The sequence below is a fragment of the Alteromonas sp. Mac1 genome, from assembly GCF_001562125.1.
Classification (GTDB): Bacteria; Pseudomonadota; Gammaproteobacteria; order Enterobacterales; family Alteromonadaceae; genus Alteromonas; species Alteromonas stellipolaris.
Genome location: NZ_CP013932.1, coordinates 3,014,616 through 3,036,117 on the forward strand (window position 1 = coordinate 3,014,616; position 21,502 = coordinate 3,036,117).

The 21,502-nt window shown below is 43.1% G+C and carries 14 protein-coding genes, 2 tRNA genes and 2 rRNA genes; 6 read left to right on the top strand and 12 right to left on the bottom strand.

Annotated elements, in window-relative coordinates; genetic code table 11:
• Window positions 1–23 precede the first annotated feature (23 nt).
• Window positions 24–971, bottom strand: coding sequence for a hypothetical protein (locus tag AV939_RS12865; RefSeq protein ID WP_057790778.1), 948 nt, complete (start codon window positions 969–971; stop codon window positions 24–26).
• 473 nt (window positions 972–1,444) lie between these two features.
• On the opposite strand from AV939_RS12865, the gene AV939_RS12870 reads away from it, so the two are divergent.
• Complete coding sequence (locus AV939_RS12870; RefSeq protein WP_057790776.1) at window positions 1,445–2,917, top strand: choice-of-anchor L family PEP-CTERM protein; 1,473 nt, start codon at window positions 1,445–1,447, stop codon at window positions 2,915–2,917.
• A gap of 83 nt (window positions 2,918–3,000) precedes the next feature.
• Entirely contained in the window at window positions 3,001–3,591 is a 591-nt protein-coding gene (locus AV939_RS12875) for a peptidoglycan-binding domain-containing protein (RefSeq protein ID WP_057790774.1), read from the top strand.
• A gap of 154 nt (window positions 3,592–3,745) precedes the next feature.
• On the opposite strand, the gene AV939_RS12880 is transcribed toward AV939_RS12875, so the two are convergent.
• The 6 genes from AV939_RS12880 to AV939_RS12905 form a co-directional block, all read right to left on the bottom strand.
• Window positions 3,746–4,072, bottom strand: a complete 327-nt coding sequence (locus tag AV939_RS12880) for a YbaB/EbfC family nucleoid-associated protein (protein WP_057790772.1) — start codon at window positions 4,070–4,072, stop codon at window positions 3,746–3,748.
• A 38-nt stretch (window positions 4,073–4,110) separates the two neighbouring features.
• Window positions 4,111–6,981, bottom strand: coding sequence for a DNA polymerase III subunit gamma/tau (gene dnaX / locus AV939_RS12885; RefSeq protein ID WP_057790769.1), 2,871 nt, complete (start codon window positions 6,979–6,981; stop codon window positions 4,111–4,113).
• Window positions 6,982–6,998: 17 nt separating this feature from the next.
• Window positions 6,999–7,535, bottom strand: a complete 537-nt coding sequence (gene apt / locus AV939_RS12890; RefSeq protein WP_013783400.1) for an adenine phosphoribosyltransferase — start codon at window positions 7,533–7,535, stop codon at window positions 6,999–7,001.
• Between the two features lie 345 nt (window positions 7,536–7,880).
• The gene (locus AV939_RS12895; protein WP_057790767.1) at window positions 7,881–8,630 is read right to left on the bottom strand and encodes an HvfC family RiPP maturation protein; all 750 of its coding nucleotides are present in this window, start codon (window positions 8,628–8,630) and stop codon (window positions 7,881–7,883) included.
• Window positions 8,627–9,478, bottom strand: coding sequence for an HvfB family MNIO-type RiPP peptide maturase (locus AV939_RS12900; RefSeq protein ID WP_057790765.1), 852 nt, complete (start codon window positions 9,476–9,478; stop codon window positions 8,627–8,629). The genes AV939_RS12895 and AV939_RS12900 overlap by 4 nt, the downstream gene beginning before the upstream one ends.
• Before the next feature lie 71 nt (window positions 9,479–9,549).
• Window positions 9,550–9,984: an HvfA family oxazolone/thioamide-modified RiPP metallophore gene (locus tag AV939_RS12905; protein ID WP_057790763.1), complete on the bottom strand. Its 435-nt coding sequence runs from the start codon at window positions 9,982–9,984 to the stop codon at window positions 9,550–9,552.
• A gap of 258 nt (window positions 9,985–10,242) precedes the next feature.
• Between AV939_RS12905 and AV939_RS12910 the strand changes: the two genes are divergently transcribed.
• The 3 genes from AV939_RS12910 (at window position 10,243) to AV939_RS12920 (ending at window position 14,547) form a co-directional block, all read left to right on the top strand.
• Window positions 10,243–13,521 (top strand): nSTAND1 domain-containing NTPase, encoded by a 3,279-nt coding sequence (locus AV939_RS12910; protein ID WP_057790761.1) that lies wholly within the window; start codon window positions 10,243–10,245, stop codon window positions 13,519–13,521.
• 4 nt (window positions 13,522–13,525) lie between these two features.
• On the top strand, window positions 13,526–13,891 hold the full coding sequence (locus tag AV939_RS12915; protein WP_057790759.1) for a DP-EP family protein: 366 nt from the start codon (window positions 13,526–13,528) through the stop codon (window positions 13,889–13,891).
• Window positions 13,892–14,217: 326 nt separating this feature from the next.
• Window positions 14,218–14,547: a hypothetical protein gene (locus tag AV939_RS12920; protein WP_057790756.1), complete on the top strand. Its 330-nt coding sequence runs from the start codon at window positions 14,218–14,220 to the stop codon at window positions 14,545–14,547.
• A gap of 39 nt (window positions 14,548–14,586) precedes the next feature.
• On the opposite strand, the gene AV939_RS12925 is transcribed toward AV939_RS12920, so the two are convergent.
• The gene (locus AV939_RS12925; RefSeq protein ID WP_057790754.1) at window positions 14,587–15,555 is read right to left on the bottom strand and encodes a sensor domain-containing diguanylate cyclase; all 969 of its coding nucleotides are present in this window, start codon (window positions 15,553–15,555) and stop codon (window positions 14,587–14,589) included.
• A gap of 480 nt (window positions 15,556–16,035) precedes the next feature.
• On the opposite strand from AV939_RS12925, the gene AV939_RS12930 reads away from it, so the two are divergent.
• Window positions 16,036–16,827, top strand: coding sequence for an EF-hand domain-containing protein (locus AV939_RS12930; RefSeq protein ID WP_061997800.1), 792 nt, complete (start codon window positions 16,036–16,038; stop codon window positions 16,825–16,827).
• A gap of 628 nt (window positions 16,828–17,455) precedes the next feature.
• On the opposite strand, the gene rrf is transcribed toward AV939_RS12930, so the two are convergent.
• From rrf to AV939_RS12950, 4 genes are all read right to left on the bottom strand, one after another.
• Window positions 17,456–17,571: ribosomal RNA gene (gene rrf, locus AV939_RS12935) — 5S ribosomal RNA — on the bottom strand.
• Window positions 17,572–17,739: 168 nt separating this feature from the next.
• A 23S ribosomal RNA gene (locus AV939_RS12940) occupies window positions 17,740–20,729 on the bottom strand.
• Between the two features lie 591 nt (window positions 20,730–21,320).
• Window positions 21,321–21,397 (bottom strand) — tRNA-Ile (locus AV939_RS12945).
• A gap of 4 nt (window positions 21,398–21,401) precedes the next feature.
• Window positions 21,402–21,477: transfer RNA gene (locus AV939_RS12950), tRNA-Ala, on the bottom strand.
• Between the last annotated feature and the right edge of the window lie 25 nt (window positions 21,478–21,502).

Consider the following 21,502-nt stretch of genomic DNA (forward strand, 5'->3'; position numbering starts at 1 on the left):
TCGCAACAAAGGTTTTCCACAGGCTAGTTTGACTCAACTATTTTTTCTTTTGGCTTTTTCGCCTTTCGAATCAACTTTTTATGCACTTCATCAAGTTTAATTACATACGCATTGCCGCCGAAAATACCTTTAAACTTTTCGTCAGTAAATATAATCGTATTGTCGTCTTTAAAAGTGACCGCTTCTTTTTGCGTTATCAACCCCAAATCAATGCGATAAATATCGCCGGAGAAGAACTTATCCCCTTTGAAGTTTTCGAATAACCAAATACTGGTGGAATCCAATAGCGCTAGCTTAGATCTGTCAGGGCTCAACGCCGCCGAGGTTATCCAGCACAGTTTTTCCATTGTAGTACAAGTTTTGAAAGAGTCGATTAGCTCGGCATCAAAGTTAGCCGCATGATCACCCACTTTATAAACATTGGTGATACCATCAAAAGGCTCTGTTCTATTTTTGGTGAATAAATAAAGGTGGCGCCCTAGGGCAACAAAGGCTTCTAAATCGAAGTTACGATCATTCGGCTTAACCGGTGTTTTCCCATCCATTTCAGGGTACGTAAACTTTATAATTTCGGCGTTCGTCGACTCGGTTTTAATATCGATAGGGTTTTCTATTTTGTAAATAGTCAGCCATTTTCTGTCGTTATCATTATTACCAAAATCGCCTAAGAAAAAGTGCCCGAAGTCATTTTGGGTAATGTCTTCCCAATCAATGTTTTTAGCATTGGCTACCATGACTTCTTTGGTTATATCACCGTTGTCGTCTAAACGATATAATTTAGGATCATCCCCACTATCATTAATAGCCCAAAGGAAGCCCTTTTTGTCGTACTCGATGCCAGAGATTTCGTTTAACTTAGGATCTACGGATAACTGTTTTTTGCTATATAGCCTGTGAGTAGAAATGCCAAAGAGGGTAATGGCTACGACAGCGACTACCGTCACCGACAAGATAATACTTTTTTTCAGCATGAAAATGATGATATTTCTGAACGTTAAGATGGGAGCTATTATTACTGATGGTCTACCATAACTAAAGCGTTTTATGCCGAACCTACTGACCAATCCGTTAAAGCAGCCTAATCCAAAATAATAGATATAAGCAGCCTTTATTAAAAAGCTGATGCTAGGCTACGTAAAACAATGCCTACATAATATAAAAATATACATTACAAAGCGTAACCTATTAACACTAATAGAATTAACTTAGATAAAGCACACTTTTATAACTTTATAGATTAATATCAATTTAAGTGATAGAAATAAACATTCACTCAAACCACCCCGTCACCGTCAGAATTCTTTACACCCATCGCCTTAAAATTAATAATATTCAACAAATTCAATAAATTAAAAACTGGCCAATTTCTTGCTGAGGCACTTTCGAATCTCATAAATAGATCACTCTCAAAAATAAAATTTTTAGAACCTCAGGGATGTAGTTAATGCCTTTCTCAAAAAAAATTATAAAAATTAGTACCTTCACACTCAGCTTTTTATTTTCTGCTCAATATGCCAATGCTATTGTTATAGAAAGCAGTGATTCTGCCGAATTTTTAACCGACGCATTGTTTATTAACAATTCAGGATTAACCATTACCGACCAATCACTATCGGGTCAATTTGGTCAAGCTGGCGTATACATTAATAACTCAGGAACCTACGGGCTGCCTAGTGCAGGCGGTATAGTGTTTAGCACAGGTCAAGTTATCGATTATGTCGATGGGCCGAATGAATTTATCGAAAATGGCTTTGGATTAGTAGAAAGTCCCCTTCCACCTTCTGACAACGGTAATGAGCTAGAGGCGCAGTTCTCTAACAATCCTGTTGATTATTTTGAGCAAGATGAAGCGAGTGAAGGTGGAAATGAGCAGTCTGGGCCAGAAGATGGTGGAGCCGACGAGTATGTGCCTCAAAACCCAGCATCAGCGGCACAAAACACCATTTTAACTCCAATTACCGGGCAAGCTGAACATTTCGATGCGGTTCAATTAGATATTACTTTTGATGTATCTGATGATGTGAATACTGTGTCATTTATTGCTGCGTTTGGTTCTGAGGAATTTCCAGGCTATGTTGATAGTGATTATACCGACGGTTTTGCGCTATTGCTTAACGGTGCGAATGTAGCCTTTGCACCTGTAGCAGAGCTTGCCGTAGACGGTGTGTTTGCCCCTATCTCAATAGACCATCCTGACTTCGAGGCTATTGAAGGCACAGAATTGAACGGTTTATTAGCACCCAATGGCATTCCGCTTTTGCAATTCGATATTCCCGTAGAACCAGGTAGTACTGGAAATACGTTCACTATGTTACTAGCTGATGCATCGGACGATGCGTTAGACACAACAGTATACTTAAGCAGCTTCGGTAATTTCGATGTAGAAAATGGTGAGTCGGAATTTACACCGTTAATGCCTGATGAAGACGTTGAAGTAGGTGAAGAGAGCGAATTCGTATTTACGCTACCTGAAGTTGAAGCTGGCGAAACAATTTGGTTCGATCCAGATGTATCTACCGGTTATACGTACACTGCTGGTAACGGTGGTCAATTTGCCAGTGTTACAGCACCGACTTTACTTAGTGTAAACGATGCCGATGGTTATTTAATTACGTTTACCGATTCTTTAGGGGTAGAAGAGACAAAAGCGCTAATGGCGGGTCAAACCCTAGATTTTCCATTCCCTGTTACCACATTCACGTTAACAGGTATCAATGAAGACTTAATGTTAGATCCTACTGATCCAACAGCGTTTGTTACTGGTGTTTCATTTGAAGATACAGGTTCATATACAGTGTCGCAAGCTGCTATTATAGCCTCTACTACTAGCGTGCCGGCGCCGTCATCAATTGCTATATTCTTGCTTTCTCTAGTTGGCATTTCGCTAACGCGCAAGCACAAGCGGTCAAAGGCGTAAGTTCTCGTTAGCGCAAAACTTAAAAGCCACTAATCGCAAAAGAAATGGAGAGGGGTGCTTACTGCACCCCGAAAGTAATTTACATGATGAAGTTTGTACTAAGCCTGAGCGTTATTTTTATGTCTTTTTCCGCCTTAGCGGCAGACAGTGAAGGTGCATTTAATACAAAGGGCGCGGCAAAGCGTAGTTGTGAAGCCTTCACAAGTACTTACGCTGACCAAGGTGCTGAAACGTATTTATATGGCGGTTGGCTTGAAGGTTATATAACGGCGTTTAATGCACTGCAGCAAAAAACGTTCGATATTACACCATGGCAAACAACTGAGCTTATGTTATTAATGCTAAATAAGCATTGTACCGATAATCCAGATCAAAAATTTCTAGATGCCACTAACATTATGCTGCAAGCGTTTTTGCCAACTCGCTTGCTAACGCGCTCAGATATTATTGAAATGACGATTAACGACAGCACAATTTACATTTATCAAAGCGTACTTGATATGACCACCGACGCGTTAAAAGCGAGCGGTTATACTGTTGATATGGCTGAAAGCGAATTTAATATGTCTTATGTGAATGCCATAACTCAATATCAACAAGCTAAAGGTATCGCTGTAACAGGCTTCCCTGACCAGCAAACATTAGTGAATTTACTGTTGGTGCAAGCCAAGTAATACATAATGCTACTGTGGATATAAGCTGCTGCAAAATATAGAGAAAAGACTGATACAAAAAAGCTCAAGAATTAATTTCTTGAGCTTTTTTTTCGAATCATATTCAGTAGGGCTAGCGCTATAAAATGAAACCGTCTTATAGAGTGAAAGTTGCTTAAAACGGCATTTTGAAACCTGGAGGAAGTGACATTCCACCAGTAACATCACCCATTTTTTCTTTACTGGTTTCTTGAACGCGGCGAACAGCGTCATTAAATGCGGCAGCGACCAAGTCTTCAATCATGTCTTTATCGTCATCCATCAACGAGTCGTCAATGTCTACGCGGCGAACGTTATGGTTGCATGTCATGGTTACCTTAACCATGCCTGCGCCGGCTTCACCTGTGACTTCCAGCTTAGCCAAATCGTCTTGCACTTTCTGCATACGATCTTGCATCTGCTGAGCCTGCTTCATCATGTTACCCATTCCACCTTTAAACATATTCTTTTCTCACTGTGTTTTAGTGTTAGTTAATGTTGCTACCGCGCTTTAACCGAGTCGGTCACTATTGATGCGTCGAACGCTGATAACAACGCTTGTATTGTTTCATCGGTATGTACCACCGATTGTGCATGCGCTTGGCGCATAGCAATAATGTCTTGTTGCAACGCATAAGGCGTTAGATTTGGCGAACCAAGGGTGATGTTAATGTTCTCCCCTTCGCCAAAACTATGATGCAATACATCAAGCAACTGTTGTTTTGCACTGTCTTTTAATAGATGCGCCTGACTGTTATCAATTTCAAGCGTTATACCCTGATCATTTCGCAAAAAAGAGGCATGAAGCACCAATTGTTTAAGCAAGCCTGCAATAGGCATTTGCTCTACATCATTGCTCCACTTATCAATTTGGCTCGCGTGAACAAGCTTACTACCATCATCCAGATAAGCGGCGAGCTTACCTTGATACTGACTTGTGAACTGATTTACTGGTTCAGCGCTAAATTCATTACGGGTATCACTTGGCTCTGGTTCTAAAGGCTGTGGTTCATTACGAGCTGTTTCGCTATTGCCGCCATACTGCGCCACGTCAGTCATTGGTGGTTCAAAACGGGTATCGTGCTCACTGGTAACAAACGGCTCGTTATTATGGTGCACACCGGTATCCCACGGGGGCATATCGGTTTCGCTTTGCGAGCTAGCGTTAGAAGTCGTATTAGAGCCAGCATCTAAACCTGCACTTGAATTTGTATTTAAATTATCAGAGCTAGATGGCGCAGTTGCCTTTGCAGTAGTTGTTTCTTGGCGAGCGTTGCTCTCATCAGCCGCGCCTTTAAATTGTTCATCACCTTGTCCTTCACTAGAAGCGGCAAGTGAGCCTTGGCTGGAAGCCTTACTCATTCTATCTACAAAACTAGTAGTTTCGTTCGCCGCTTCAGGCTTTTTCGCAGCTTGTTCTGCGCTTTCATCACGCTTTTGCTTTAATCGCTGTCGTAGCGCGAGCATATCAGCGGTGGATGTCAGCTGTGCCTCTGGCGTGGGCTTAGGCGTAGATTGAAAATCAGGACCTTCATCTAATAGCGGTGCATTTGAAAGCTGAGCATCGGCAAAATCAGGCGGCATAAATGACGACTCACCATCATCATCGTAAGGCGGTGGCATATCGTCCATGTAAGCATCAGCAGGCGGCATGTCATTAAACGGTGCCGAATCTGAAGGTGTATGCTCTGATAACAAACTTTGGGGTTGCTGGCTATCTTCTTTTGAAGGTAGCTCATCACTTGAAGGCAGATCATCTACTGAAGATTGATTATTTGCTGCAGGCTGAGAGGCACCTGAAGGCTGGCCATCTTTCGGATGCGCTAACTGCTGCGACTGCTCTGTCTGTTCAAAAGATGCTACCGATTGGGAAGCGACTTCGTCATGCACCTCTTTTTCATAAACCGAGGTTTCTTGTTCAGAGGGAATAATCTGCGAAGCGGTTAAACCTGCTACGTCAGAAGAAGAGGAAATGTCATCAGTTTGCGCGTGGTCGGTTTCATCAGTTGCAGTTACTGCATCTAAAACATTAGCGCTTTGAGCATCTTGTTCATTGCTGGGAACCTCTTCACCGGCTGTCGATGACCCAGCGTTTGTACTTTCTTTATGAAATTGGCTTTGGGTGTTTTCAAAGCTATCCGCACTTTTAGCACCAAGAGCGCTAGCGGTAGAAGTCGTACTTTGCGTTTCTGGCTCAGAAATTAGTGTTTTTTTTTCCGCCGATGCAATAGGCAACGCACTGTCAACCGTACCATTGGCTATTTCAGAGGGCGCATCAGCTAAAGGGGTGCTAGGTGCAAATGTCATCATACGCATTAGCGTCATTTCTAATGCGCTCCTGCCATCTGATGAGAAAGGTAAGTCCTTTCTTCCTTGCAGCGCAATTTGATATAACAATTGCACTTGTTCAGCAGAAATTGATTTAGCAAGTTGGTAAATAGCTTTGGCTGAAGTCGTTTCCAATTTACAGGCTTCAGGCACCCATTGGGTTAGCGCTATTTGATGTAGTGTGCTGCCTAGCTCTGCAAGCACATGATCGTAATCAGGTGCTTGTTCCGACATATCCTGAACCAATTGCATGACATCGGCTGGCGTTTTACTTACCACCGCATGCAATAACTTCACAAGCTGGTTTTTATCCATCAACCCAAGCATGTCGGTGACCACTGAAGCGTTAACCGCATTACCACCTTGTGCAATGGCTTGGTCGGTTAAGCTTAAGGCATCACGCATGCTCCCCTGTGCAGCGCGGGCTAACAACGCTAGCGCTTGCGGCTCAAAGGGTAAGGTTTCTTGCTCTAGAATATGATTAAGCTGCCCTACTATTTGCTCTCGCGACAATGCTTTTAAATTAAACTGTAAGCATCGGGATAAAATAGTAATAGGGAGCTTTTGTGGATCGGTAGTAGCCAGTAAAAACTTAACGTGAGGCGGTGGCTCTTCTAGCGTTTTTAGCAACGCGTTAAAGCTGTGCTTAGAAAGCATGTGTACTTCATCAATAAGGTACACCTTATACCGGCCGCGGGTAGGCTTGTATTGAACGTTATCAAGCAACTCTCGGGTATCTTCTACCTTTGTGCGTGATGCCGCATCAATTTCAAGCAAATCAACATAATTACCCTGCTCAATTTCTTTACAGGTATTACATTGACCACAAGGGTTAGACCCCTGCCCCTCTTCGCAGTTTAAACTTTTGGAAAATATACGAGCAATGGTGGTTTTACCTACCCCTCGCGTACCTGTAAATAGGTACGCGTGGTGCAAGCGGTCGTTATCTAACGCATTCGAAATAGCTGAAACAACATGTTCCTGCCCTACGAGTTCACTAAACTTACCCGGGCGCCATTTACGTGCTAATACCTGATAACTCATTGCCTGTATTTTTATCCTTATTCGCCGTCGAACTCACAAAGCGTGAAGCTTTTTATACCCATCGCGGTTAGCTTTTCACGGCCTCCGAGTTCAGGTAAGCCGATAACAAAGCCAGCATGTTCAATGGTGCCACCTAATGTACGGATTAGCTTTGCTGATGCTTCGATGGTACCGCCCGTAGCTAGCAGATCGTCGATAAGTAACACTTTATCGCCTGGCTGGATAGCATCTTTGTGAATTTCCAACGTATCAGTACCGTATTCAAGATCGTAGGTTTCACTAACCACTTCACGGGGTAATTTGTTGGGTTTTCTTACTGGAACAAAACCAATGCCCATCTCTATGGCCAATGGTGCGCCGAATAAAAATCCGCGCGCTTCGGTTCCTGCTACTTTGTTGAATCCCATGTCTTGGAATTCTTCAAGCAACAATGCGATACAACTACTGAAAGCCTTATGGTCTTCTAGTACGCTAGTAACATCTCTAAATAAAATACCTGGCTTTGGATAGTCAGGAACGGTTTTAACAACTGATTTTATATACTGTGCAGTCACAATTATGCCTTGAATGTCTGCGTTATAACCAGAAGGTAAACCAGCCGCAGATGATATGCATCAGCGGAAACGCGAGTAAAGTTACGATAGAAGCTAGAAAATACCACTTATTGTAGACTTCTTTGAAATCTGAATTGTCTGCCATATGCACTACCTAAACAATTTAACTAACAAAAAAATGGTCGTAAATGTTAATCGAAAGCAGACCGGATTGACAGCGCTATTGTGGTCAATTGCCTACTTTCCCAACATTTAACAGCCAAAGTTACACACCCGCGTACAACTTTAGCCTTTCTTCACTTAAGTGCCAGATAAAAACTGGTGATTTAGTGTTCAGTAAACTATTCAGTTAGGTAATAAAATACCTTTTTGCAGCATGTCGCTTACTATTTGCTGCATACCTTGAAGCACAGTGTGTTCTGGTAGGTGGTCTAATTGTTTACAAAGCTGCTCACCTAAGGCGTCTATGTCTATGCCTTGTTCGTGCTGTTCAATGGTATGTAATAACACTGCGGTAAGCGGATTCAAATGCACAAATTCTACGCGCTGCTCTTCATTCCGATACACCACATAGAACTGTTGCTCGGGTGCGGGGGCTTCGGGAATATGATCCACGCCAATTAAATGCACGGGGTAGGTATAGGAAGCAAGAGTAGCCAACGGGGAAACGCTCACCATTGTTACCTGTTCACCCGCATTGAAATACAACACATCATGTGAAGTTTTTCGAATGCTAATATCTAATTCTAGCCATTCATAATGAGCAAGCTCAGCGGCGAATGCTGGTAATTGAAATGGGAGTTCTGGGCTTGTTGATAAATACTCTACAAATTCTTTGCTAATGTCTGAAAAATACGGAGAACGGCTTTCATGATGAATAAAAAAGGCGCGCACCAACACATTCCAGTTTTCTTCGCTTACCAATGATTTTAACACCGGAAAGCCTGTGCTTATAAAACCTGAAATGTTATTAAAAAACAGGGATTGGTAAATATCCATGCGGCGTTTAATGTCGGCGTCGTTTGTTTCAAACGAATCTGGATTTTTAATCGCATTAACAAACTCTTGCTGAACGGATTTAAAATTCTCGCTCATGCAGACTGTCCTGCAAAAACGGTTTGGTGATTTGCAACACACTGAGCTTGTATCGCCTTAATACGCTGCACTTCTTTTAATAACACTTCTATAGCGGGAATATTAAAATCACGTTCTAATAATGTAGGGAACACACCGTGGGTATCATAGGCATATTTAAGTAAATCCCATACAGGCTCAATAACATCGGCACCATGGGTATCTACTTTTAAATCTGGAGCTTCATCGAAGTGCCCAGCAATATGACCATAGACAATTTTGTCGCTAGGTAAGCGGTTTATGAAGTCATAAGCGTCATATTTGTGATTGATACTATTTACATAAACGTTGTTCACATCAAGCAGTAACGAACAACCGGACTCTGCTAGTACCGCATTAGTAAAATCTAGTTCAGACATCTCTTGCCCTGGCGCCAAATAATAGGACACATTTTCTAGTACCAATGGCCGCTCAATAATGTCTTGAACCTGCTTTATGCGGCTTACAACATGGTTAACAGCGTCTTCGGTGAAAGGAATAGGCATAAGGTCATACATATGGCCGTTACCAGAACAATAGCTTAGGTGTTCGCTATATAAATCGATATTGTGTGTGTCTAAAAAGCGCTTTACCGTTTTAACGAATTCGATATCGAGCTTGTCGCTACTACCGATAGAAAGGGACAACCCATGAGTGGTAAAAGGCACTTGTTGAATACTTTGGGCAAACTGACGTTCGTAAGTGCCCCCTAAAGGGATCCAGTTTTCGGGCGCAACTTCCCAAAAGTCGACTTCGCTAGGCAGTGTTGGTAGCAACTCACCTAACATCTCGCGACGAAAACCTAAACCTGCACCTTGAATATGCTTCATTACTTCACCCCAATTTCACACTAAAAAGGCCATCGAATGACGGCCTTTTTTATACTGCAATTGCCGTAGCGTTACATGCTACCGCATTTACCTTCACCACATTTTCCTTCTTTGGCTTTTTCCATTTTACCTTCGGCCATGCTAGCTGCTTTGTCGCCACCGCATTTACCTTCGCCACATTTACCTTCGGTAGCTTTGGCTGCTTTGTCGCCACCACATTTACCTTCGCCGCATTTACCTTCGGTTGCTTTAGCCGCTTTGTCGCCACCACACTTACCTTCGCCGCACTTACCTTCGGTAGCTTTGCCTTCTGCAGATTTGGCTGCTTTATCACCACCGCACTTACCTTCACCACATTTACCCTCAGCAGCGAATTGGCTATAGCCAGACTCTAATGACTGCATTGAAAATGGGTTAACTTCAGCCATAGCAACCGTAGATGCCAACGAGCCAATAACAACCGCACCAAGTGCCGTAGCAACAGAAGATTTCTTAATTTGTTTCATTTTATCTACCCTCAAAAGTATAAGTCTGGTTTTAACGTGCGGTAAGCACGTGTAGTAGTATAGACCTAGGGGACAGTGATCAAATTTCACTTTTTATTAATATTTTTTATATTATTAAAATTTAAAGGTATTTTTAGTTAATTTTTATAGTCCCGGTTTAGAATCGATGTACTACTTAACTCAGCGTAACTCGTTTACCTTACAACTAAAGTAGGTTAAGTTTGCTTTGGTCGGTTTTTAATTGAGCACATTTACCCCATGTTGAAGCAGTTTTATTTGGGCGACTGGCAAGTAGAGCCAGCATCGAACACCCTTATATTAGGTAAAACGAAACGCACTATTGAACCTAAGGCAATGGATGTTTTACTGCTATTGTGTCAACAAGCAGGCGAAGTGGTTAGCGCCGATGACATTGTTGCTCAATGTTGGCCCGACTCACCTGTTGGCGATAACCCTATTCATAAAACGATTACTCAATTACGCAAAGCATTGGGTGATAAAGCCAGCGCCCCTTCTTTTATAGAAACCATTCGAAAGCGGGGATATCGGGTTATTGCCGATGTTCAGTTTTTAGAAGATGAACAAACACGTGCCGCAGAAAGCGATTGGCAAGGTCAGTCTCCGTTCCCTGGTTTAACCGCGTTTACACAACAAGAAAGCCAAGTTTATTACGGTAGAAATGCAGCAGTAAAAAATCTGCTCGCTAGGCTTTGGGACCAATTCACAAAAAAACGCCCTTTTACCCTTATTATCGGCCCTAGCGGCTCAGGTAAAAGCTCGTTAGTGCACGCAGGTTTATTACCTAGGTTATTAAACAACAAGGGCGCGAATGGTGTTCATGCCATCGATTACGCCAGTATTGATATTGCAGATATTCAGGCAGCACAGATTGTAGAAGAACTTGCCGCCTGCATGCTGGATTGGGATTTAAACGATGCCCCCTTATTTGAAGGGGAGAGTGCAGATTCATTAGCAGAAAAACTGAAACGCGATCCCAAGCCAGTTATTCAATTAGCGAAAACTAAACTGGCTACTGCAAGCCAGTACAATAACGTCGCTTTCCCGTGCTATGTAATTGTACTCGATCGCCTTGAAGCCTATTTGGCTTCTAACCATGTTGATAGCGCCCAAAAGCAAGCGGTGTTTACGCTGCTTGAAACATTGGCTGAAAGTGGCTTCATTTTAATGCTTTTAGTATGTCGGAATGATTTTTACCATCACTTAGCAGCATATCCCACCCTAATGAAAAATAAAGAGCGGGGAGCCCATTTCGACCTTACGCCCCCCTCTGCCAGTGAATTAAGCCAGATGATACGTCTTCCTGCTATTGCCGCAGGGCTAGAGTGGGAAGAAGATAGCCATACCGACGTTACGTTAGACGACATTATACTTACCGATGCCGCTGCTGAGCCCAACTGCCTTCCACTATTACAATACACCTTACAGGAACTGTATTTGCAGCGAACAGACAACTTACTGCAAGTTAGTACCTACAAACAGTTAGGCGGTATAGAAGGCGCAATTGGCCACAAAGCTGAACAGCTTTACCAACAGATGCCGGCGTTAGTGAAAACTGCACTCGACCGCGTGCTTCCTCTTATTGTTTCACTCACAAACGATGGCAGCAATTTAACCAGCCGTACCGCATTGTGGAGTGAGCTTAGTAACGATAACGAGAAAAAATTTGTCGAGCTAATGGTAGAGCATCGTTTATTTGTATCGCACCTTTATCAAGATAAGGCCTGCTTTAAAGTGGCGCATGAAGCCGTGCTTAGGCGCTGGCAGCGGGTACAAGATTGGACTCAACAACACCAAAGCGCGCTGGTGAGCAAAGGCCGACTAGAACAACAAACCCAACAATGGCTGCAAGATAACAAAAGTAAGGCGTTTTTACTTACAGAAGGTAAACCCTTAACGGATGCTTTAGCACTAAAAGCAGACGCTAGCCTTACTCTTGCGAACAACGAATTAGCGCTAATTCGGGCGTCACAAAAAACGGTACAACGCAAACGAATTATTCGCGGGGTGACCTTTGCAGCCCTTGCCTTTTTAACGGTAATTTCGTTTGGTGCCATGCTACAAAGCCAGCAATCGCAACAACTGGCCGAAAGAAAGCGGTTAGAAGCTGAAAATTTAATGGGTTACATGATAGGTGACTTTGCCGATAAATTGCGTAGCGTAAAACGCATGGATTTATTGGAAGGCATTAGCGAACAGGCGCTTCATTATGTTGAACAAGCCCAGCAAACGAGTGAGTATGGATTTTTTACCATTAGCCCGCCAAAAGCCAGTTTCGAACTGCGTTTTCAACATGCGCTTTCACTGCAAGCGATGGCAGAAGTACGATTTTATAGAGACGATGTAGCAGCGGCGAAAAAAGCTTACGAAGAAGCCGATGTACATATAAAGGCGCTGTTGAGCGATGCACCCAATCACTTCGAGCTACTTAAAGCTGCGGGGGCAAACGCATTTTGGTTGGGCCACATTGCTTATAATGATGGCTTAATGGACATAGCCAGAACGGCATTCGAGCGTTACCTAACTTACAGCGAACGTATGCTAGCAATAGCGCCGGATAATACTGACGCCATGATGGAGGTAGCTTACGCACAAAATTCTTTGGGCTCTCTTGAATATGAAAATTTCGAATTTAGTAAGTCGATTGAATACTTCAGTGCATCACTAAAGCTCAAACAATATATCGCTGAACAAAACCCTGATGATCTTGATGCTCAGCTTTATGCTGCCGATACCCTGTCGTGGATTGCGGCGGCTACTGTTCATACTGGAGAGTATGAAAAAGCCTATGGGTTTTATAGGGAGGCTGAAGAAGCTTTTGAAAAAATATATTCAAAGCACAGTTCCAATGCCGCAGCAATAATTCCTTATGTACTAGTATTGGTTCAAAAAGCAATTATCACAAGAAAACTAAAATATAGCTTTGATAATATCCAAACATTAGAAAAAGCACGCACTACGTTGCTACTCGCTATTTCTCAAGATAACAAAAATAGCGAGTGGCGAGGAGACTTAATTCGTATAGAGGCGCTTTTGCTATTAACTAACTCAGAATCGAGGAAAAAGTTTGACGCTCAAAATCTGCTGAAAATCGCTTACGACTTAAATGCAGACTGGGTCCTTATTTTATTAATTGAATTTTATCAAATGGAAAGAAGCTGGAAGAACTCCGAAAATATACTCAAAAACATGAATATAGTTCCCCAAAATTCTAATGAACCAATTCTCGGAAATCAAAAATACAATTTTTCACAATATAATCTAATAATAAAATACTTATTAGCTAAACTCGTACAAAATGAGCACAATCCAGATAATGAAATAAAAACAAAAATATGTAGGAACCTTCTCAAGGTGACTTCAGATGTCTTTAAAAAGACTCTCCACCCAGATGTACTCATGCCGCATCTATTAGCCCAAAAATGTGAAGATAATACATGGGAAAATAGTTATTTATATGAAGTTTATATTAATAAATTATCAATACCGTACTACTATAATTTTTTAAAAAAGGAATAAAGTTATGTCTAATCCATCACCAATATTTCAATTCACGGTTTCCGTTAACACCGAAGAAACCCCACCACGCTATACTATTTACGATACATCAGGTAACCCTACTTCTGGTACTTTAACGGTAACTGAATCAAACACCCTCATCTTGTACACATTAAGAGAAGACTCTAGCGAGCTGCAATTTGTAGGCCCACTCGTTTCTGGAGATTTAGACAATGATTTGAATTACAGTATAACTGAAGATGGGCAGACCATTATATTTGTAGATTCGGATGCTACCACTGAAAATATTTGTATGAAATTGGTCACAGCCCCTAAATCTTCAGTTTATACTAGCCAAGACCCACAAATATTAAACAGACAAAAAAACTAGTAGTATGATGGCAGCGTCTTGATGCCTCTTTAAATTTAATACTATAAATGGGAGCTATAAACTCTCATACCTCACTTTTCTATACACCAAACAATACTGATATAATTTTTATGCGCTACTAAAAGTAGCGCGTTTAATTTTCAATTTTTGAAGGGAATAAAAATGAAGTCTATATATAAGAATAGTAGGATATTGCTTAAGTCATTGTTTTTTTAGCGGTACTACTCTCTTTCTCAACGTTAGCACAAGAAGCCACATCAACAACAAATTCAACTGAAGCGACTAACACGGCTACCTTTACCTTACAGCTTTGGGCACCGGATGAAGTGCCGCCTGCCGATGCCAAACATGTGGAAATTGGTGAAGGTTATTACTACCGCTATACACCCGAAGCAGTTGCATTTGATGGCAATACTAATCGTAAATTGAATATCGAATTTTCGCCCGCTTTAAATGACCGTTACGCCTTTCGTTGGGTAACCGCAACGAGCCCAGGTGATGTAACCTTAGAAGATAAAACCGATGCCAGCATTCACATTGGTGTTGATGACGGTGACGATGTTGCCGACGACATCTACATAGAAGTATGGGTACTTGATAAACAAACCGGCGAACACTTCATGTGTGATCCTCAAATTATTAATAAGAAGAGTTAGCATAGATTGAGAGGCGGCTAGCGCCGCTTCCCTCCCAGTTTACAAAAAGCAAATCTGATCCCTTCCCTGAGATTTAGCCTGATAAAGCAACGTATCAGCGGCATTCAGCAAACCTTCTTTTGAACTGTAGCGATTCTCCATTTGGGTTGCCACCCCCATGCTTACCGTTAACTCTGATTCTTGCGATAGCGCAAACTGCCTAGTGCTTAGTTGCGATATATGTCGCTTAATACGTATGGCCAGCAGTTGTGCGGTCTGTGCTGAACATCGGGGCAACACCAAAGCAAACTCCTCACCGCCATAGCGTGCGGCTAACGTATCGCGATTAGGAAGGCTTAACGAAATAGTTTCCCCTATTCTCTTTAAGCATCTGTCTCCAGCTATATGGCCATATTGGTCGTTGAAGTCTTTAAAATGGTCGATATCAATAAATATAATACTTAGCGGTACGTCGTCTTGCTCGCAAACATCCCACTGTTTATCAAGGTATTCGGCAAACCGATGGCGGTTAGCTAGCCCTGTTAAATAGTCGGTATTAGCTTTGTGCAATAACGAACCATACTCGGCCTTGTGAAGCGTAAGGTCGCGGAGTATGCAAAGGTACAGTGTATTAGCCGATGAGAATGCTTCTGGTAGCGTTGATATCGACATCTCCACACACACCTGTGTTTTGTTGCCTTTATCAGCTTGAAGATTAACTTCCATAGGGGGGGAGGAAATTAAACCCTGCTGGCCTGCATCTAAGCTCTCAATAACATAGGTTTGTAACTTACCCGTATCATCTATTACTAACTCGAGTAAGTTATGTCCTAGCAGTTTGTCTTTTTCTATTCCCAGTAATGAGGCGGAAGTAGAGTTAAGCATTTCAATAGTGCCGTTAGCATCTATGACGACAACTGCTTCATTGAGAAAATTAATCATGCGCGAAAGTGAAGAATCCTGGTAAAAGTTAAAAAGCTTTTCTGTGGGTTTTTTATTGCTATTTTTACTAAGCATTGTTGAAAACATTCCTTATCCCCTAGCTCTGGGCTGTATTGATGGAACAAAGATTACGTAAAATTTTCGAATTAAACCTTCTGGTTACCTTACGACTTAACATTATGATTTAAATGGTAAATCTTATAGCGGGAAGGTTAAATCTCGAATCAATTAAGTAGGATGAACTACGTTTAAGCGGGAATATCTGGGACATATAGCACAGTGCATATTTTTCACAGCATGTGTCTTTTTAACACTTTATTTACCTAACTCAATATGGCAAACAAAGAAAAGACCATTTAAATCATAACGTTAATGCTTGGCACAAAGTATGAATCATAAATCTGGAAAGAAATAATGTGATTTTCGAAATAGGAATAGAGATATGTAGGAGTAAGGGCATGAAAATACCTTCGTGCCTTCTGATAGTCATTTATACCAAAAACGGTTTTGACATTCACTTCTCATGTTTAACCCAAAGCATTACAGATGCAAAAGAAGGAATTTATTATGAAAAAGCTAACGTTAGCAATGGTTATTGGCGCAGTAATGTCTACTTCTGCTTTCGCTGCCCATCATGAATCTAGAATAACCTCAGACTTTGAGGCACTAGATGCAAATGGCGACGGTATGCTTTCAAAGGAAGAGGTTGAGGGAAGTATTACCGAGGAGACTATGTCTAAAATAGATTCAGACGGCGATGATATGATTAACCACTCTGAGTTTACTGCCTACATTAAGGCGAAACCTGAAAGGTTTACTGACGAACTTGTTGTTAAAGAGAAAGCAAACCACGACGACAAAGCTGGTGTAATACATCAACCCATGGACGAGAAAGAGGCTATGGGCACAGATGGCGATGTCATTAGCGAAAAAAATAAAGAACTGCGCACACAAATGAAAACCAATGCAAGCCATGAATCAATGAACAAAACAGCCGCCATGTCTAAAAAAGATTCTATTGGCGCAGACGGCGACGTAATTAGTGAACAAAATAAAGAAATGCGTTCTGAAATGAAAACTAGCGACACACAACACTCGATGAAACACGGTGATGCTATGAGCGAAACGGGTACTGTGATCAGTGAAAAGAACAAGACATTACGTACCGAAGTAACGGATGCTGCGAATATGCGATTCGATGAAGCCGATGCTAATAAAGATGGTGAACTATCTAAACGTGAAATTGAAAACGCTGGTATAAAAGGTGACTTCATGACCATGGATAAAGATGGCAACGAACTTATTACGCGTATGGAATACCGTAGATATTTTGAAGAAATTAAGACAATGGGTCAGTAACACTAATATTAATAGTCGCCTAGTTTAAGCCCCGCCCCTGCGGGGCTTTTTATTGCCTGTTCACTTTCTTACAAGCATAAAAAAAGGCTATCCGTTAGGATAGGCTTCGTTGTGAAGCAATCGTTGTGAAGCAATCGTTGTGAAGCAATCGTTGTGAAGCAATCGTTGTGAAGCAATCGTTGTGAAGCAATCGTTGTGAAGCAATTTCTTCGAATGGGATTGCTTCACAACGAACTATGGCAGTGTGGAGGGCCACCCCGTGCTAACTCTGGCAACCATTTCATGGCTTGCACGTTGTCCCATGGGGCTGGGCCACACTAGCTGGGCCACACTGGCTGGGCCGGTCACCGGAACCCCGCACTATCCCCACGCCAGTTACTGGCCGCCGAGTCTCGGCATGCGCTAATACGTTTCACTTCAGAGTTCGGTGGCTCATATACCACTGGGTGCAGAATCATGATGCTTTTTTGGAATGAGCGCGCAAGGAGGACCTGCAGTACGCTCAGTTTTTTACTACGGCGTAACTGCTAATATTATTTTCTATTAGACATAAAAAAAGCCCTTATCATACGATAAGGGCTTTCTTCGAATGGGAGCTTGGCAGTGTGCTACTCTCACATGGGGAAACGCTTGGCAGTGTGCTACTCTCACATGGGGAAACCCCACACTACCATCGCCGCTAATACGTTTCACTTCTGAGTTCGGAATGGGATCAGGTGGTACCGTATCGCTATGGCTGCCAAGGCAAAAACTTTTGCAAACGTTAGTTTGCGTAATACCGACTTATTTAGTCCATATTACTTTAATAATTAACAATTTAGGAATTCTGATATTCACGTAATCAATCTTTTGAGCACTGAGTACTACTACTCTCGTTGCTTTAATCAGCTTTGTCTTACAACACTCAAGATATAAAGCGCCTCTCGGGCAATTAGTACAGGTTAGCTTAACGCCTTACAACGCTTCCACATCCTGCCTATCAACGTCATCGTCTATAACAACCCTTCCGGACTTTAAAAGTCAGGGATGACTCATCTTTGGGCCGGCTTCCCGCTTAGATGCTTTCAGCGGTTATCCGTTCCGAACGTAGCTACCGGGCAATGCCATTGGCATGACAACCCGAACACCAGCGGTTCGTCCACTCCGGTCCTCTCGTACTAGGAGCAGCTCCCATCAATCATCCAACGCCCACACCAGATAGGGACCGAACTGTCTCACGACGTTCTAAACCCAGCTCGCGTACCACTTTAAATGGCGAACAGCCATACCCTTGGGACCGACTTCAGCCCCAGGATGTGATGAGCCGACATCGAGGTGCCAAACACCGCCGTCGATATGAACTCTTGGGCGGTATCAGCCTGTTATCCCCGGAGTACCTTTTATCCGTTGAGCGATGGCCCTTCCATACAGAACCACCGGATCACTATGACCTACTTTCGTACCTGCTCGACGTGTCTGTCTCGCAGTTAAGCTAGCTTATGCCATTGCACTAACCTCACGATGTCCGACCGTGATTAGCTAACCTTCGTGCTCCTCCGTTACTATTTGGGAGGAGACCGCCCCAGTCAAACTACCCACCAGACACTGTCCATAATCCCGATAAGGGACCAATGTTAGAACATCAAACATACAAGGGTGGTATTTCAAGGACGGCTCCACACAATCTAGCGACTGTGCTTCGAAGCCTCCCACCTATCCTACACATGTAGGTTCAATGTTCAGTGCCAAGCTGTAGTAAAGGTTCACGGGGTCTTTCCGTCTAGGTGCGGGTACACAGCATCTTCACTGCGATTTCAATTTCACTGAGTCTCGGGTGGAGACAGCGTGGCCATGGTTACACCATTCGTGCAGGTCGGAACTTACCCGACAAGGAATTTCGCTACCTTAGGACCGTTATAGTTACGGCCGCCGTTTACCGGGGCTTCGATCAAGAGCTTCTCCGAAGATAACCCCATCAATTAACCTTCCGGCACCGGGCAGGTGTCACACCCTATACGTCCTCTTGCGAGTTAGCAGAGTGCTGTGTTTTTAATAAACAGTCCCAGCCACCTGGTCACTGCGGCCCTCATCTGCTCAAGGAGCAAGTCCTATCACAAACAAGGGCGTACCTTCTCCCGAAGTTACGGTACAATTTTGCCGAGTTCCTTCACCCGAGTTCTCTCAAGCGCCTTAGTATTCTCTACCTGACCACCTGTGTCGGTTTGGGGTACGGTTTATATAATCATAAGTTTAGAAGCTTTTCCTGGAAGCAGGGCATCAACAACTTCACTACCGTAGTAGCTCGTCTCGCATCTCAGCTTTAAGCGTCCGGATTTACCTAAACACTCGGCCTACTTGCTTTCACTTGGACAACCAACGCCAAGCTTGCTTAGCCTTCTCCGTCCCTCCATCACTGATTATATAAGTACGGAAATATTAATCCGTTTCCCATCGACTACGCATTTCTGCCTCGCCTTAGGGGCCGACTTACCCTGCCCTGATTAGCATGGGACAGGAAACCTTGGTCTTCCGGCGTGGGAGTTTTTCACTCCCATTATCGTTACTCATGTCAGCATTCGCACTTGTGATATGTCCAGCAGACTTCTCAATCCACCTTCATCCACTTACACAACGCTCCCCTACCATACGTGTAAACACGTATCCGCAGCTTCGGTATATTGCTTAGCCCCGTTACATCTTCCGCGCAGGCCGACTCGACTAGTGAGCTATTACGCTTTCTTTAAAGGGTGGCTGCTTCTAAGCCAACCTCCTAGCTGTCTATGCCTTCCCACATCGTTTCCCACTTAGCAATATTTTGGGACCTTAGCTGGCGGTCTGGGTTGTTTCCCTCTTCACGACGGACGTTAGCACCCGCCGTGTGTCTCCCGGATAGTTCTCATTGGTATTCGGAGTTTGCAAAGGGTTGGTAAGTCGGGATGACCCCCTAGCCTTAACAGTGCTCTACCCCCAATGGAATTCGTCCGAGGCTCTACCTAAATAGATTTCGGGGAGAACCAGCTATCTCCCGGTTTGATTGGCCTTTCACCCCCAGCCACAAGTCATCCCCTAACTTTTCAACGTTAGTGGGTTCGGTCCTCCAGTTGATGTTACTCAACCTTCAACCTGCCCATGGCTAGATCACCGGGTTTCGGGTCTATACCTAGCAACTAAACGCGCAGTTAACACTCGCTTTCGCTACGGCTCCGCTATTCGCTTAACCTTGCTACTAAATATAAGTCGCTGACCCATTATACAAAAGGTACGCAGTCACCCCATCACTAAGCACCCTGCTTGATTTTTGGCGGTTTACCGTTGGCTGCTTCGCAGGTCAACGTTACGCGCTTATCAAACGGTTGCACTTTGTGAGTCACATCACTAAAGGCACTTAGTGATGGGGCTCCCACTGCTTGTACGTATACGGTTTCAGGTTCTATTTCACTCCCCTCACAGGGGTTCTTTTCGCCTTTCCCTCACGGTACTGGTTCACTATCGGTCAGTTAGGAGTATTTAGCCTTGGAGGATGGTCCCCCCATATTCAGTCAAGATAACACGTGTCCCGACCTACTCGATTTCACAAAAACAAACACTTCGTGTACAGGGCTATCACCTTGTATCGCGCCACTTCCCAGAGGCTTCCACTACGTTCATAATTGCTTAAGGGCTAATCCCCGTTCGCTCGCCGCTACTAGGGGAATCTCGGTTGATTTCTTTTCCTAAGGGTACTTAGATGTTTCAGTTCCCCTCGTTCGCCTCGTTACACTATATATTCATGTAACGATACCTATAAATAGGTGGGTTTCCCCATTCGGACATCTGTGGCTCAAATGCATTTTGTCGGCTCACCACAGCTTTTCGCAGACTTACACGTCCTTCATCGCCTCTAACTGCCAAGGCATCCACCGTATACGCTTAGTCAATGGCCTTCGTTAACACTTCCTATTCTTCCTAAATTTTCCTCGTTCGCTCAGTTACATACTAAAAGTATGTGCCTTCGCTTACGCGTCGATTTAGTCGACTAGAAACTGTTACCTCGCCCATTGCGCTAATACACACCGAAGTGATATTAAAACAATGATTGAGCGAAGAGCTCTCCCGCCTTTTGAAATCAGGACTGGATGAGATCTAACTCAGTTGTATGCATGACAAGCTAATCGTGAAATTGCCTTGCTATCAAATTAAGATTGATAACAAGCAATTCAAGTCAAGTAGAGTAGTAAGTACGTCTTTCGTTTGATTGATTTACTAATTAAATATCAGCTTTCCAAATTGTTAAAGAACGTTGGATATTTCATGCTAAAAGCATTACTTTCTTCCTTAGAGTAAAAAACCCTAATCAATGCTTACTCATTCGAGTAAAAATTCATTAGGATTCATGGTCCAACATGACACAAAAACAAGCTTTCTAAGTTGATTCATAACTACCGCTAACTTTAGCGAGTAGAAAAACCGTCAGGAAGCTCCGCTTCCGGTTAAGCGGATTTTTTACGACCACTTGCAAAGCAAGTGAAGGTAAATGGTAGGCTTGGGCAGACTTGAACTGCCGACCTCACCCTTATCAGGGGTGCGCTCTAACCAGCTGAGCTACAAGCCTGTAGTGGTGGAGCTAAGCAGGATCGAACTGCTGACCTCCTGCGTGCAAGGCAGGCGCTCTCCCAGCTGAGCTATAGCCCCATTTTCTGTATAACTACAAAAAACT